The organism is Neisseria sp. P0009.S007, from assembly GCF_051962515.1.
In genome coordinates this window covers 1,627-15,518 of the sequence record NZ_JBQCVF010000036.1, presented here as the reverse complement: position 1 = coordinate 15,518, position 13,892 = coordinate 1,627, and the positions used below count along the sequence as shown (strand labels likewise).

Sequence of the window (13,892 nt, the reverse complement as noted above, 5' to 3'; positions counted from 1 at the left end):
ATACGACAAAATTGTTGTTTTTTCATCATAATCCAAAAATATCGAGTTTAACGCCTATTCTCCTTGCTTTATAATGGCCGTCTGAAATAAAAATACAATTAAAGCAGAAGCATGTCTTTGCAACTTAAGCAGATTTGCATAATTAAATATATGCTTTAATCATAATAATGATAAAATAATACGGCTTTCCTCTAAATTAAAGGGAAAACTGCACAAGAAACGGAAAATAAAATGAGTGTCGGATTATTGCGTGTTTTGGTTCAAAGCCAGACCATCTCAAATCAACAAGCGGAACATTACAACAACCTTTTACAATCAGGCAAAGAAATCCTGCCCAACCTGTTTTCAGACGGCATCATCTCCCCTAAAGCTTTGGGGGAGTTAGTTGCGCGCGTATTCAGCTATCCCCTTTTGGATTTGCACTACTACCCGCGCAATAATGTAGTCAGCGACATTCTGACGGAAGAGCAAATGGTGCAAAACCGTTGCATTCCGATTTTCAAACGCGGACGCAAGGTTTATTTCGCCGTATCCGATCCAACCCAAATCCAAAACTTTCAAAAAATCGCTTTTGCTTCAGGTTTAAGTGTCGACTTGGTCGTAGTTCCCGACGACCAGCTCAGCTCATTGCTGGAATGGCTGGGTCAACGTTCGACAACCATTCTGAAAGAAATCAACGACGAACATGAAGCAACGCAGCAATCGCAATCGCTTTATATCGACAATGAAGAAGCTGAAGACGGCCCTATCCCCCGTTTCATCCACAAAACCTTATCCGATGCCCTGAACGCGGGCGCATCGGACATCCACTTTGAATTCTACGAACAAATGGCGCGCGTCCGTTTCCGTGTGGACGGGCAATTGCGTGAAGTCGTACAGCCGCCTGTCGCCGTACGCGGCCAGTTGGCATCGCGTATCAAAGTGATGGCGCGTTTGGATATTTCCGAAAAACGTATTCCGCAAGACGGCAGAATTCAAATTGCCTTCCATAAACACGGCCGTCCGATTGACTTCCGTGTCAGCACTTTGCCGACATTGTTTGGCGAAAAAGTGGTGATGCGTATCCTAAATTCCGATGGTACATCGCTCAATATCGACCAGCTCGGTTTGGAGCCTTTCCAAAAAGAAATGCTGCTGGAAGCCATCAACCGCCCTTACGGCATGGTATTGGTTACCGGTCCGACAGGTTCGGGCAAAACCGTTTCGCTCTATACCTGCCTGAGTATTTTGAACACAGAAGATGTGAATATTTCAACGGCAGAAGATCCGGCCGAGATTAACCTGCCAGGCGTCAACCAAGTCAACGTCAATGAAAAACAAGGCCTGACGTTTGCTGCCGCACTCCGATCCTTCTTGCGTCAAGATCCTGATATTATTATGGTCGGTGAGATTCGTGACTTGGAAACCGCCGACATCGCCATTAAAGCCGCCCAAACCGGCCACATGGTTTTCTCTACCCTGCATACCAATAATGCACCAGCCACGCTGTCCCGCCTTTTGAACATGGGTGTTGCGCCTTTCAACATCGCCAGCTCGGTCAGCCTGATTATGGCGCAAAGGTTGTTGCGCAGACTGTGTCCAAACTGCAAACGCGAAGTTGAGCGCCCGCCGGTTCCAGCATTGAAAAAAGCCGGCTTTACCGATGCAGACTTGGCTCAAGATTGGAAACTCTACCGCCCGGTTGGCTGCGACAGCTGCCGCGGCAAAGGCTTTAAAGGCCGCATCGGTATTTATGAAGTCATGCCGGTCAGCGATGAAATGCAAAAAGTCATTATGAACAACGGTACAGAAGTTGATATCATGAACATGGCCTATCAGGAAGGCATGGTAGACTTGCGTCGTGCCGGCCTCATGAAAGTCATGCAAGGCCTGACCTCGTTGGAAGAAGTGACTGCTCATACCAATGACTAAACTGCCATATTTTCGAAAATTAAAATAAAGCGGTACGGGGAAACAGTCCGCTTTATTTCTTACAAACAAGGGATAACTCATGGCTCAAGCAGAGCAAAAAAGAAGTCTGTTCGGCTCAAGAAGCAAAGGCAAGCGTTTTACATTTGAAGGAAAAAATACCGAGACCGAACGTCTTGTCCGTGGTGAAGTAGTTGCCAAAGACGAAGAAGAAGCACGCAAAAAACTCCAACGCAGAGGCATTCGCCCTTTGCGTATCAGCAAAGTTAAAACCGCACGCAAACGCCGTATTACCCAAGAAGACATCACGGTGTTTACGCGCCAACTGGCAACGATGATGAAGGCAGGCTTGCCGCTGATGCAGGCTTTTGAAATCGTTGCTCGCGGCCACTCCAATCCGAGCATGACCGAAATGCTGATGCAGGTTCGCTCCGATGTCGAACAAGGTAGCGCATTAGGCAAATCATTCTCCAAATATCCAAAATATTTCGACCGCTTCTATTGCAATCTGGTCAGCGCAGGCGAGTCCGGCGGCGTATTGGAAAGCTTATTGGACAAACTGGCTGTCTATAAAGAAAAAACCCAAGCCATTAAGAAAAAAGTCAAAACCGCACTGACCTATCCGATTGCCATTATCGTGGTGGCGATTGCGCTTATCTTCATCATGATGATGTTTGTGCTACCTGCCTTTAAAGAAGTTTATGCCAATATGGGTGCAGAGTTACCAAGCCTTACCCAACTTGTCATGAACTTGTCTGATTTATTCGTCGACTACGGCTGGATTATGATCATCCTTTTGATTGTTTCGGCCTTCGGCCTGTACAAACTCCATGAAAAATCGCCTACTTTCCAAAAACGAATCGATGCTTTGATTTTGAGACTGCCTGTTTTTGGCACCATCGTCCGAAAAGCGACCATCGCCCGTTGGGCGCGTACGACTTCCACCCTCTTCGCAGCCGGCGTTCCTTTGGTGGAAGTATTAGATTCAGTTGCAGGCGCATCCGGCAATATTCTCTATGAAGAAGCCACTCAAGATATTCGAGCCAAGGTAACCCAAGGCCTGTCGCTAACATCCAGTATGCAAAGTACAGATATGTTCCCAAATATGGTGATCCAAATGGCAGCCATCGGCGAAGAGTCAGGCTCTTTGGACGATATGCTGAACAAAGCAGCCGAATTCTACGAAGATGAAGTAGACAACTCCGTCTCCCGCTTATCTGCCTTGATGGAGCCTATCATCATGGTGGTATTGGGTTCGCTCATCGGTATCTTGCTGATTGCCATGTATCTGCCTCTGTTTAACTTGGGTAATGTCGTAGGTTGATATGCTTGATAGTATTTACTCTGCCATCGACGCCCTCTCCGTTCTTGCGCCATTCGCTATTCCTTTAGCCGTTATTTTGGGATTACTGATTGGCAGCTTTCTGAACGTTGTTATTTATCGCACGCCGATAATGATGGAACGCGAATGGACACAATTTTCTAAAGAGCATTTGGGCATCGAGCTGAAAGACGAAGAAAAACAGCCATTTAATCTGCGCAAACCGGATTCACGCTGCCCCAAATGCAAAAGCCCAATCAAACTTTGGCAAAACATCCCCATCCTCAGCTATGTTTTCCTGGGAGGAAAATGCCACTCCTGCAAAACCGCTATCGGCATACGCTATCCGCTGATTGAGCTGCTGACAGGTGTCTTATTCGGTATTGTCGCATGGCAATACGGCTGGTCATGGGCAACTATTGGCGGATTCATTCTGACTGCCATATTGATTGCGCTGACCTTTATCGATGCCAATACTCAATATTTACCCGACAGCCTGACTCAGCCCCTAATTTGGATCGGCCTGCTGTTTAATCTGAATGATACATTCGTGCCCCTGCATTCAGCCGTTTTAGGCGCAATCGCAGGCTATATGAGCCTTTATACTTTATGCGCCGTCTATAAACTTCTGACCGGTAAAATCGGCATGGGCAATGGCGACTTCAAACTTTTGGCTGCGCTTGGTGCATGGCTGGGCGTAGGAATTTTGCCTGTTCTGATCTTCATGGCTGCCTTAGTCGGGCTGGTGGGCGCACTCATCGCCCGTGTCGGCAAAGGCCAATATTTTGCTTTTGGTCCCAGTCTTGCTGTGGCAGGATGGATTATTTTGGTTGCCAATGCACCTATTACCCAACTGGTACAATGGTGGCTCGTACAATCAGGATTCCGATAATGACATTATGGATAGGCTTGACCGGCGGTATCGGTAGTGGCAAATCATCTATCGCCCAAATGTTTGCCGAACTTGGCGTACCCATTATCGATGCTGATGCCATCAGCCGCTCACTGACCGCTGAAAACGGCGAAGCCCTTCCTGCCATCCGCCAGCTTTTCGGGGATGAGGTTTTTGATCATAAAGGCCGTCTGAATCGTATGGCTTTACGGGAAGAAGTTTTCAGACGGCCTCAATCTAAAAAACAACTGGAAAACCTGCTTCTGCCATTAATCTTAAACAAAATCCAACAGCAGAAACAAAAACTTGCCTCATCCGCCTACGGCATTGTCGATGTACCGCTTTTGATTGAGAATCCGGCATTTAAAGCGGAGACCGACCGTATTTTGGTTGTAGATGTTCCAGAGTCCGTCCAAATCAAACGCGTACACCAGCGCAATGGTTTTTCAGAAGAACAAACGCGTCAAATCATGGCCACCCAAGCTTCTCGACGTGACAGACTGCTGCATGCCGACGATGTATTGGACAATACCCATAGCATGGAAGAAGCAAAAATCAAGGTTGCCCATTTGCATCAATACTATCAATCCATTGCAAAAACTCTGAAAGAAACTGCATGACCGCTCCTGTTGTAAAATGTCCGACCTGCCACAAAAAAGTCGTTTGGAACACCGACAGCCCCTACCGCCCTTTCTGCAGCAAACGGTGTAAACTCATTGATTTAGGCGAATGGGCGCAAGAAAAATACACTGTTTCTTCAGAAGACGACCCTTTTTCAGACCTATTGAACAGCAAATAACCTACGCCGCTTCCTTCAGCCTATCCAAAACAAGCTCAAAACAGTAAAATACCCTCTTTATTCCAATCTATTCCATCCACCATGCTCACCTTCCAACAAATTATTTTCAAATTACAAAACTACTGGGCAGACAAAGGCTGCACCGTTATCCAACCTTTCGATATGGAAGTCGGTGCCGGTACTTCGCATCCAGCCACCTGCCTGCGCGCATTAGGCCCGGAGCCTTGGTTTGCCGCTTACGTTCAACCCAGCCGCCGCCCCAAAGACGGCCGCTATGGCGACAACCCCAACCGCCTGCAACACTACTATCAATTCCAAGTTGCGCTCAAACCAGCTCCCGCCAATATTCAAGACCTATACCTCGACTCCCTGCGCGAATTGGGTATCGACCCTAAAGTACACGACATCCGCTTTGTCGAAGACGACTGGGAAAACCCTACTCTCGGCGCTTGGGGTTTGGGTTGGGAAGTTTGGCTCAACGGTATGGAAGTAACCCAATTCACCTACTTCCAACAAGTCGGCGGTATCGACTGCTCCCCTGTACTTGGTGAAATCACCTACGGTATCGAGCGTCTCGCCATGTATTTGCAAGGCGTAGAAAACGTGTACGACCTCGTTTGGGCAAAAACCCTTGATGGTAACATCGTCACTTACGGCGACGTTTATCATCAAAACGAAGTCGAACAATCCACCTACAACTTCGAATACAGCGATGCCGATTGGCTCTTGCGCCAATTCAACAACTACGAAGAACAAGCTAAACGCCTGCTTGCAGTTGAAGACACCAGTCTTGCCCTACCTGCTTACGAGCTTGTACTCAAAGCCGGCCACACGTTCAACCTCTTGGATGCACGCGGCGCCATTTCCGTTACCGAGCGCGCAACCTACATCGGCCGCATTCGTGCACTGAGCCGTATCGTTGCGCAAAAATTCGTTGAAAGTCGCGAGAAACTGGGCTTCCCATTACTTAAAAACCAATAAGCCCTCACATACATGCCACGCCGCCCTTTGATACATTCAAGTGGCGGCGTTTCTATTTTCAGACGGCCTTAACGTCGATGCCATCGCAAACACTTCCTGCCTGCTTTCAGGTAAAATAAGCCCTTTATTACATAAACCGTCTGAAAACATGAGTTCATTCTCTTCTGCAAAAACGCCCTTTTTCTTACTTTCCCTCGTTGCCATCATTCTTGACCAACTGAGCAAATGGGAAATCTTGAAACACTTTACCGAAGGCGAACGCCTCAATATCATTCCAGACTTTTTTGACCTGACGCTTGCCTATAATCCAGGCGCGGCATTCAGCTTTTTGGCAGACCAAGGCGGCTGGCAAAAATTCTTCTTTTTAGGTCTGGCCGTCGTCATCAGCCTGTATTTGGCCCGTGCCATCTGGCGCGATGAGTTTGGACGCTGGGGCAAACTGGGGGCAGCCATGATTATCGGCGGCGCAATTGGCAATGTGGTTGACCGTCTGATTCACGGCCACGTTGTCGATTTTCTGCTTTTCTATTGGCAAAACTGGTTCTACCCCGCATTTAACATTGCCGACAGCTTTATCTGCGTTGGCGCAGTTTGCTTGGTAATAGACGGTTTGCTGCACAAAAAAACACCTTCAAACGACACAAAGGCCGTCTGAAAACGGAACGCACATGACTCAAAAAACCATTATCCTTGCCAATCCCCGCGGCTTCTGTGCCGGTGTTGACCGTGCTATCAGCATTGTTGAACGTGCACTCGAAGAATTCGGCGCACCCATTTACGTCCGCCATGAAGTCGTTCACAACAAATTCGTCGTGGACAATCTGCGGGCAAAAGGTGCCGTCTTTGTCGATGACTTGGCGGGTGTCCCAAAGGGTGCCACACTGATTTACTCTGCTCACGGCGTATCCAAAGCCGTACAGGAAGAAGCGGCACAACGTGGTTTCCGCGTTTTTGATGCCACCTGCCCTCTGGTCACCAAAGTTCATAAAGAAGTAGCCCGCCTCGATGAGCAAGATTACGAAATCATCATGATCGGCCACAAAGGCCACGTCGAAGTGGAAGGCACGATGGGACAGTTGCCCCCGGGTAAAATGTTTTTGGTTGAGACAGTGGAAGATGTAGCCGGACTGAACATCAAAAATCCTGACAAACTTGCCTACGTCAGCCAAACCACTTTATCGGTAGACGAAACCAAAGACATTATTGCTGCTTTAAACCAACGCTTCCCCAATATCCGCAATCCGCACAAAGAAGACATCTGCTACGCTACAACCAACCGTCAAACTGCCGTTAAAGAATTGGCGGAAGAATGCGATATTGTGATTGTTGTCGGCTCGCCCAACTCTTCCAACAGCAACCGCTTGCGTGAAGTAGCCGCATTGCGCGGAGTTGATGCCTATATGGTCGATAATGCTACCTATCTGAAGAAAGAATGGTTTGAAAACAAAACCAAGGTCGGTGTCACTGCCGGGGCATCTGCGCCCGAAGTCTTGGTTCGAGAAGTCTTGCAAACCATTCAAAACTGGGGACACGAGACCATACGCGAAGGAGAAGGTGCAGAAGAAAGCATTGTATTTGTCTTGCCTAAAGAGTTGCGTCGTGAGGGTGAAAACAAGCAAATCCTAAATAAAGGGTGAGTTTGTTATTTGCTTTATTTGAACTTAAGGCCGTCTGAAAACTTTCAGACGGCCTTAAGTTTATTTTGCTAATAAAAAAGACCCGCCTTTAAGGCAGGTCTTTTCATACATGATCCTGATTATTTCTCAGAAGTATGTTGCTGACGGCGCAAGATAGCCGGAATTTCAAAGTCATCCAGTACAGACTGGTTGCTGAAATCAGCCGCAGTCAGATTCATAGAACGGATATTGCGGTTGGTACGAACCAGGCTTTCAGCACTGCTTTGGCTTTGAGCTTGAGGCGTTTCTTCCGCACCACGTACCAATTGTTGGGTACGAGCAGCAGCGCGCAGTTGGTTGTCAGTACCGTTTTCTTTCAAGCCGGTAGCAATGATGGTAATACGGATAGCGTCTTCGCTCATGCTCTCGTCTTCGGCAGCACCAAATTTGCATTCCACTTCAGGGTGTGCATTTTGGTTGACGATACGCATAATCTCGTTGAACTCAGACATTTTCAGGCAACCAGGAGCAGTGGTAATGTTTACCAATACACCGCGTGCACCATCCAAAGTAACGTTATCCAAGAGCGGGCTGGAGATAGCTTGGTCGGTAGCCAAGCGAGCACGGTCGATACCTTGTGCGAAACCAGAACCCATCATGGCGATACCGCGATTGCTCATCACAGTTTTCACGTCGGCGAAGTCCAAGTTGATCATGTCGCTAGGACAAGTCACCACTTCGGAAATACCGGCAACCGCATCACGCAGTACATTGTCGGCCGCACGGAAAGCTTCACGCATGGTCACGTCTTCGCCCAAAGCAGTCATCAATTTGTCGTTAGGGATAATAATCAGGGAATCAACGCGCTCTTTGAGCTGATCCAAACCTGCTTGAGCGATGTGTACGCGTTTGCCTTCGTAAGCAAACGGACGGGTTACAACCGCAACGGTCAGGATACCCATTTCTTTAGCGATTTCAGCTACAACAGGAGCAGAGCCAGTACCTGTACCGCCACCCATACCGGTAGTGATGAACAGCATGTTTGCACCACGGATGGCATCTTCGATGGCTTCGCGATCTTCTTGAGCAGCGGCGCGACCGATCTCAGGATTTGCACCGGCGCCCAAACCGCGAGTCAGGTTTGTACCCAATTGAATGCGTTTAGCCGCATTGTTTTTAGCCAATGATTGTGCATCGGTATTGGCACTGATGAACTCAACGCCATGAATAGTGTTGGCAACCATGTTGTTGATGGCATTACAGCCGCCGCCGCCCAAACCGATAACTTTAATAACAGCAGGGCTCGTTGCTGATTCTGCTACGTCGTAAACAAATTCCATTCAATAATCCTCCGCGCCCCGCTTTATAAGGACGGTTCAAAAATAACTCATTATCCGTATTATATAAGAAGTATTCAGATACTGGCAAAAATCTTCTTACCATTCGGCTGTCGGCGTTATATTTTTACTACATTCTTTAACAGAAAATATACAAGTTTTAAATTATTCACTTGGCAATTATTTAAAACCGTTTAATTCCACTTAAATATTCAGGACAAACGGTTGCTGCACCGCCTGCCCTGAAAACTTTTATCAGAAATTGTCTCTGAAGAATCTTTGGATTTTTTCCCACAGACCCATTTTTTTGCCTGAATCATTCAGGGCAATCGCACCGGTTCGGCTGGTTTGCTCACCCTCTTCGGCTGCATAGGCCGTCTGAAGCAGGCCGATCGCTGTTGAATAGCGTGGATTGCGGATACGCTCGGACACACCGCCCATTTCTTGTGGAACACCGATACGCGCCGGCAAATTAAAGACTTCTTCCGCCAACTCAACAATACCAGTCAACATAGAAGCACCGCCGGTCAAAACGATACCGGAAGTCAGCACTTCTTCAGGGAAGCCGGAACGGCGCAATTCGTTCAGCGTCAATTCCAAAATCTCTTCTACACGCGGGCCGATGATTTCAGCCAATACACGGCGTGAAATTTGACGTGATTGACGGTCGCCAACACTAGGAACTTCAATCATTTCATCCAAGCCGTCCATAGTCGGAATAGCAGCACCGTAATGGATTTTGATGTACTCGGCTGCACTGTGCGGCGTACGCAAGGCTTGTGCCAAGTCTTTGGTAATCAAATCGCCAGCAACGGGAATAACCGCGGTATGGCGGATGGCGCCATTGGTATAAACCGCGATGTCGGTCGTACCGCCGCCAATATCGATGACGCACACGCCCAAATCTTTTTCGTCTTCAGTCAAAACGGCGTGACCGCTTGCCAAAGGCTGAAGCATGATTTGATCCATTTGCAGGCCGCAACGTTGGATACATTTTTGGATATTTTGCAAAGCAGTGTTCGCACCGGTGATGATGTGTACACGGGTATCCAAACGCACGCCGCTCATGCCGATAGGCTCTTTCACACCGGGTTGGTTGTCGATGATGTACTCTTGAACCACGGTATGTAAGATATTGTGATCAGGCGGAATATTGATGGCTTTAGCCGTTTCGATGGCGCGATCGATATCGGCTTGCGATACTTCGCCATCTTTAATTTTTACCACGCCTTGTGAATTCAGGCTGCGGATATGGTTACCGGCAATACCGGTAACGACGTGGGAAATTTTGGTATCTGCCATCAGCTCGGCATCTTCTACCGCCTGACGAATGGCTTGTGCAGTGGCGTCAATGTTGGTCACCATACCTGCACGCAGGCCGCGTGAAGGGCTTTGACCCAAGCCAACAATGTGGATTTCGTTATCTTCCCGAATCTCACCGATTAAGGCAATGACCTTGGACGTACCAATGTCTAAGGCACTGATATATTTATTTTGTTGTTCCATAATTGCTCGTTCGCTATGTTGTCTGACTGACGGTTTGATTATTTTTGAAACAAGATTGCTTCACGTCTAATCGGCTATTCACTCTCGGAAGGGTTTTCAGACGGCCTGTAACGGACTGAAAAACCATCCTTATAACGCATATCGACATACTCGATACGACTTTGTTTTTTACGCAGCAGCGATGGCCAAATCTGGGCAAACTGCTGCAAACGTTTGATTTCATTTTCACGCCCCAAACGCACGGTAATGCCGTTGTTCAATACAAGCAGCCATGCCGAACGCGGCGTGTAGATCAATTCTTTGATGGTCAGTTTCAACGGGCTCAAAATACCGGAAAAGTCCGCATAATGTTTGACCATGTCTTTGCCTGTCCCCTGCTGCCCTTCAAATATAGGCAGGTCCTGTTTCAGACTTGCGGCAAACACATTGCCCTTACTGTCCACCAAGCCGCCAGCGCGCCAATGCGCAACCGGCACACGCTCGGTCAGGATAATTTCCACGGTTTCCGGAAAACGGCGGCGTACCATTGCCGAGTCAATCCAAGGCAATTCCTGAAAAGCGGCCTGCGCCGAATCAATATCGGCGCGGAACATATTACCCCTGATATGCTCTCGTGCAACGGTTTGCAATTCTTTGTTGGAAGCATATTTCAGCTTACCCTGAATGGCAATCTGTTTCACAGGAAAATATTTGGAATTGTAAAGCCAAGCTATGCCCGAACCTATCAGTAGAAAGGTCATCAGCACCAATAGCCGGCGGGTCAGCCGACCCAATGCGCCTGCATCATCCCACATGAGCGGTCTTCAAAATCTCAATACATAAATCAGCAAAATCTACGCCGGTATGGGCTGCAGATTTTGGCACCAAACTGTGGCTGGTCATACCGGGCAAGGTATTGATTTCCAAAAGATACAGCTTACCGTCCGTATCTTTTAGGAAGTCCACGCGCGAACAACCGTCCGCACCAATCGCCTGCGCGCCACGCACGGCCAGTTCGCGCATCAGGTTTTCCTCATCCTCACTCAAATCTTCCGACGGGCATTGATAAACCGTATCGTCGCGGTTGTATTTAGCCTCGTAGTCGTAAAACTCAGTAGCTGGAATAATATGAATGCTCGGCAGGCCTTTGCCGTTCAATACCGGGCAAGAATACTCGCCGCCGCCGATAAAGCGTTCGGCAATAATTTCACCCTGCAAATGTTTCAATTCTTCGTAAACGCTTTTCAGACGGCCTTTTTCTTTTACTTTTACCACACCGACGCTGCTGCCTTCCGCGGCAGGTTTCACAAACATCGGCAGGCCCAATTTTTCTTCAACAGCATCAAAGTCGCTGTCGTCATGCAATACAGCAAACTCAGGAACAGGCAAACCCACGGCCTGCCAAATCAGTTTGCAGCGGTATTTGTCCATACCCAGCGCGGAAGCGGCCACACCACTGCCGGTGTAAGGAATACCCATCAGTTCCAACGCGCCTTGAACCGCGCCATCTTCGCCGAAAGTACCGTGCAGAATATTGAAGGCCGTCTGAAAACCTTGTGTTTTCAATTCAGACAACGGAGTTTCTTTGGGGTCGAACGCATGGGCATCGACGCCTTTGCTTTTCAAGGCAGCCAAAATAGCGGCGCCGCTGTCCAGAGAAACTTCGCGCTCGCTAGAGAAGCCGCCCATCAACACGGCCACTTTGCCAAAATTCTGCATAATTTCCACTTTCTTAAATACTGATACAGGCCGTCTGAATATTGTTCAGACGACCTATCTGCCCTCAAAGACCAATATGCCCGTTTATTATGATTGTTTCGACAATTCCACCAATGCAGACGGAACGCGGTTGATGCTGCCGGCACCCATATTCAACACAACATCGCCGTCCTGCAAAACATTCAGCAGCATTTGCGGCAAGTCGGCAACGTTTTCGCAGTAAATCGGCTCAAGTTTGCCCAATATGCGGATGGCGCGTGCCAAGGCGCGGGAATCGGCTGCGGCAATCGGCTCTTCGCCTGCGGCATAAACTTCGGTCAACACCAGCGCATCAACGGTATTGAGGACTTTGGTGAAATCTTCGAACAAATCACGTGTGCGGGTATAGCGGTGTGGTTGGAAAGCCAAGACCAAACGTTTTTCAGGGTATGCACCGCGCGCAGCGGAAAGGGTTGCTGCCATTTCAACAGGATGATGGCCATAATCGTCCACCAGCAAAGCAGTTCCGCCGTTTGGTAATTTAATGTCGCCATATTTTTGGAAGCGGCGACCGACACCTTCAAAGCCGAGCAAGCCTTTTTGAATGGCTTCAACCGATGCGCCAACTTCCAGCGCAACGCCGATAGCCGCCAACGCATTGAGGACGTTGTGGCGGCCGGGCATATTCAAAACAACTTCAAACGGCTCTTGCTCATGTCCTTTCATTTGAACATGAACGGTAAATTTCATTTGCGCACCGATGTTTTCGATGTCGGTTGCGTAGATATCAGCGGTATCGTCCAAGCCGTAAGTGGCGTAAGGTTTGCTGATTTTCGGTAAAATCGCGCGGACGTGTTCGCTGTCGATACACAAAAATGCCTTACCGTAAAACGGCATACGGTGGATAAAATCTACAAACGCCTGATGCAGTTTATCAACGCTGTGACCGTAAGTATCCATGTGATCTTCGTCGATATTGGTCACGACGGACATAATCGGCGTCAGATACAGAAAAGAAGCATCGGATTCGTCGGCTTCGGCAACAATGTATTCGCCTTTACCCAAACGGGCATTGGTACCAGCGGCATTGAGTTTGCCGCCGATAACGAAAGTCGGGTCAAGTCCTGCCGCGCCGAGAATAGAAGCAGTTAGACTGGTGGTTGTGGTTTTGCCGTGCGTACCGGCAATGGCGATACCATCGCGGAAGCGCATCAATTCTGCCAACATCAACGCGCGCGGAATGACGGGGATTTGCTGTTCCAACGCGGCAACGACTTCGGGATTGTCTTTTTTGACGGCAGTAGAGGTAACAACTACGTCGGCGCCATTGACGTGTTCGGCAGTATGGCCGGGATAAACTTGGATGCCGAGAGCGCTCAAATGCTCGGTAACGGCATTACGCGCCTGATCCGAACCGGAAACTTTAAAGCCCAAATTGTGTAAAACTTCGGCAATACCGCTCATGCCGACGCCGCCGATTCCGACAAAATGGATGTTGGTCACTCGATTTTTCATCATAACGTTGCGTTCCGGTTGGTTTTTAGTGCGTAAAGGCGTTATTTTAAAGGGCTATCCGCTTCTGCGCTATGCTTTTATTGTAAAGGAATTTTAACAAAAGCAATAAAGGCCGTCTGAAACGCCGTTAATCAACTTTTCAGACGGCCTTTACTCGAAGTCCGCCTGCTTATTCGGTACAAGAGATGGCAACTTCCGCCACATCGTCCGCACTGTGCGGCAACGCCAAGGTACGGGCATTTTTCGCCCATTTCAGGCATTTTTCACGGTTTAATCCGCCGAGGATTTCGGCCAGTTTTTCTGCCGTCAGTTGAGTTTGCGGCAGCAGCAAACCAGCTTC

General features: G+C 48.5%; 13 protein-coding genes and 1 pseudogene. 8 read left to right on the top strand and 6 right to left on the bottom strand.

Features of this window, described 5'->3' with window-relative positions; all coding sequences use genetic code 11:
- The first annotated feature begins 231 nt into the window (after window positions 1-231).
- The 8 genes from pilB to ispH all read left to right on the top strand — a co-directional run bounded on the left by pilB (window position 232) and on the right by ispH (window position 7,538).
- Window positions 232-1,911 (top strand): type IV-A pilus assembly ATPase PilB, encoded by a 1,680-nt coding sequence (pilB, locus tag ACTHS3_RS05335; RefSeq protein WP_004518864.1) that lies wholly within the window; start codon window positions 232-234, stop codon window positions 1,909-1,911.
- Between the two features lie 79 nt (window positions 1,912-1,990).
- Window positions 1,991-3,232: a type II secretion system F family protein gene (locus tag ACTHS3_RS05330; protein ID WP_004518865.1), complete on the top strand. Its 1,242-nt coding sequence runs from the start codon at window positions 1,991-1,993 to the stop codon at window positions 3,230-3,232.
- A gap of 1 nt (window position 3,233) precedes the next feature.
- On the top strand, window positions 3,234-4,121 hold the full coding sequence (locus ACTHS3_RS05325; protein WP_004518866.1) for a prepilin peptidase: 888 nt from the start codon (window positions 3,234-3,236) through the stop codon (window positions 4,119-4,121).
- A complete protein-coding gene (coaE, locus tag ACTHS3_RS05320; protein ID WP_004518867.1) occupies window positions 4,121-4,741 on the top strand; it encodes a dephospho-CoA kinase in 621 nt (206 codons plus the stop codon). The genes ACTHS3_RS05325 and coaE overlap by 1 nt, the downstream gene beginning before the upstream one ends.
- Window positions 4,738-4,920: a DNA gyrase inhibitor YacG gene (gene yacG / locus ACTHS3_RS05315; protein ID WP_004518868.1), complete on the top strand. Its 183-nt coding sequence runs from the start codon at window positions 4,738-4,740 to the stop codon at window positions 4,918-4,920. The genes coaE and yacG overlap by 4 nt, the downstream gene beginning before the upstream one ends.
- An 81-nt stretch (window positions 4,921-5,001) precedes the next feature.
- Window positions 5,002-5,901 (top strand): glycine--tRNA ligase subunit alpha, encoded by a 900-nt coding sequence (gene glyQ, locus ACTHS3_RS05310; RefSeq protein ID WP_004518869.1) that lies wholly within the window; start codon window positions 5,002-5,004, stop codon window positions 5,899-5,901.
- A 148-nt stretch (window positions 5,902-6,049) separates the two neighbouring features.
- Window positions 6,050-6,556: a signal peptidase II gene (lspA, locus tag ACTHS3_RS05305; RefSeq protein ID WP_070625073.1), complete on the top strand. Its 507-nt coding sequence runs from the start codon at window positions 6,050-6,052 to the stop codon at window positions 6,554-6,556.
- A 13-nt stretch (window positions 6,557-6,569) separates the two neighbouring features.
- Window positions 6,570-7,538 (top strand): 4-hydroxy-3-methylbut-2-enyl diphosphate reductase, encoded by a 969-nt coding sequence (gene ispH, locus ACTHS3_RS05300; RefSeq protein WP_004518871.1) that lies wholly within the window; start codon window positions 6,570-6,572, stop codon window positions 7,536-7,538.
- Between the two features lie 119 nt (window positions 7,539-7,657).
- Here the strand turns inward: ispH and ftsZ are convergent, their stop codons facing one another.
- The 6 genes and pseudogenes from ftsZ to ACTHS3_RS05270 all read right to left on the bottom strand — a co-directional run.
- The gene (gene ftsZ / locus ACTHS3_RS05295; protein WP_004518872.1) at window positions 7,658-8,857 is read right to left on the bottom strand and encodes a cell division protein FtsZ; all 1,200 of its coding nucleotides are present in this window, start codon (window positions 8,855-8,857) and stop codon (window positions 7,658-7,660) included.
- A 252-nt stretch (window positions 8,858-9,109) separates the two neighbouring features.
- Window positions 9,110-10,360, bottom strand: coding sequence for a cell division protein FtsA (gene ftsA / locus ACTHS3_RS05290; protein WP_004518873.1), 1,251 nt, complete (start codon window positions 10,358-10,360; stop codon window positions 9,110-9,112).
- Window positions 10,361-10,434: 74 nt separating this feature from the next.
- Window positions 10,435-11,154, bottom strand: a complete 720-nt coding sequence (locus ACTHS3_RS05285) for a cell division protein FtsQ/DivIB (RefSeq protein WP_004518874.1) — start codon at window positions 11,152-11,154, stop codon at window positions 10,435-10,437.
- Window positions 11,144-12,058 carry a D-alanine--D-alanine ligase gene (locus ACTHS3_RS05280; protein WP_049335322.1) on the bottom strand — a complete coding sequence of 305 codons (915 nt, stop codon included), beginning with the start codon at window positions 12,056-12,058 and terminating at the stop codon, window positions 11,144-11,146. Before ACTHS3_RS05280 ends, ACTHS3_RS05285 begins: the two co-directional genes overlap by 11 nt.
- 87 nt (window positions 12,059-12,145) lie before the next feature.
- Window positions 12,146-13,555: a UDP-N-acetylmuramate--L-alanine ligase gene (gene murC, locus ACTHS3_RS05275; RefSeq protein WP_004518876.1), complete on the bottom strand. Its 1,410-nt coding sequence runs from the start codon at window positions 13,553-13,555 to the stop codon at window positions 12,146-12,148.
- Between the two features lie 166 nt (window positions 13,556-13,721).
- A pseudogene (locus ACTHS3_RS05270) lies at window positions 13,722-13,892 on the bottom strand (undecaprenyldiphospho-muramoylpentapeptide beta-N-acetylglucosaminyltransferase); the annotation flags it as partial.

Excerpts from the sequence above, each read along its gene's own strand:
- ACTHS3_RS05285 (WP_004518874.1), bottom strand. The coding sequence starts at position 11,154 with ATGTGGGATGATGCAGGCGCATTGGGTCGGCTGACCCGCCGGCTATTG.
- ACTHS3_RS05280 (WP_049335322.1), bottom strand. The coding sequence starts at position 12,058 with ATGCAGAATTTTGGCAAAGTGGCCGTGTTGATGGGCGGCTTCTCTAGC.
- murC (WP_004518876.1), bottom strand. The coding sequence starts at position 13,555 with ATGATGAAAAATCGAGTGACCAACATCCATTTTGTCGGAATCGGCGGC.
- lspA (WP_070625073.1), top strand. The coding sequence starts at position 6,050 with ATGAGTTCATTCTCTTCTGCAAAAACGCCCTTTTTCTTACTTTCCCTC.
- ispH (WP_004518871.1), top strand. The coding sequence starts at position 6,570 with ATGACTCAAAAAACCATTATCCTTGCCAATCCCCGCGGCTTCTGTGCC.
- coaE (WP_004518867.1), top strand. The coding sequence starts at position 4,121 with ATGACATTATGGATAGGCTTGACCGGCGGTATCGGTAGTGGCAAATCA.
- ftsA (WP_004518873.1), bottom strand. The coding sequence starts at position 10,360 with ATGGAACAACAAAATAAATATATCAGTGCCTTAGACATTGGTACGTCC.
- ACTHS3_RS05330 (WP_004518865.1), top strand. The coding sequence starts at position 1,991 with ATGGCTCAAGCAGAGCAAAAAAGAAGTCTGTTCGGCTCAAGAAGCAAA.
- glyQ (WP_004518869.1), top strand. The coding sequence starts at position 5,002 with ATGCTCACCTTCCAACAAATTATTTTCAAATTACAAAACTACTGGGCA.
- ACTHS3_RS05325 (WP_004518866.1), top strand. The coding sequence starts at position 3,234 with ATGCTTGATAGTATTTACTCTGCCATCGACGCCCTCTCCGTTCTTGCG.
- yacG (WP_004518868.1), top strand. The coding sequence starts at position 4,738 with ATGACCGCTCCTGTTGTAAAATGTCCGACCTGCCACAAAAAAGTCGTT.
- pilB (WP_004518864.1), top strand. The coding sequence starts at position 232 with ATGAGTGTCGGATTATTGCGTGTTTTGGTTCAAAGCCAGACCATCTCA.
- ftsZ (WP_004518872.1), bottom strand. The coding sequence starts at position 8,857 with ATGGAATTTGTTTACGACGTAGCAGAATCAGCAACGAGCCCTGCTGTT.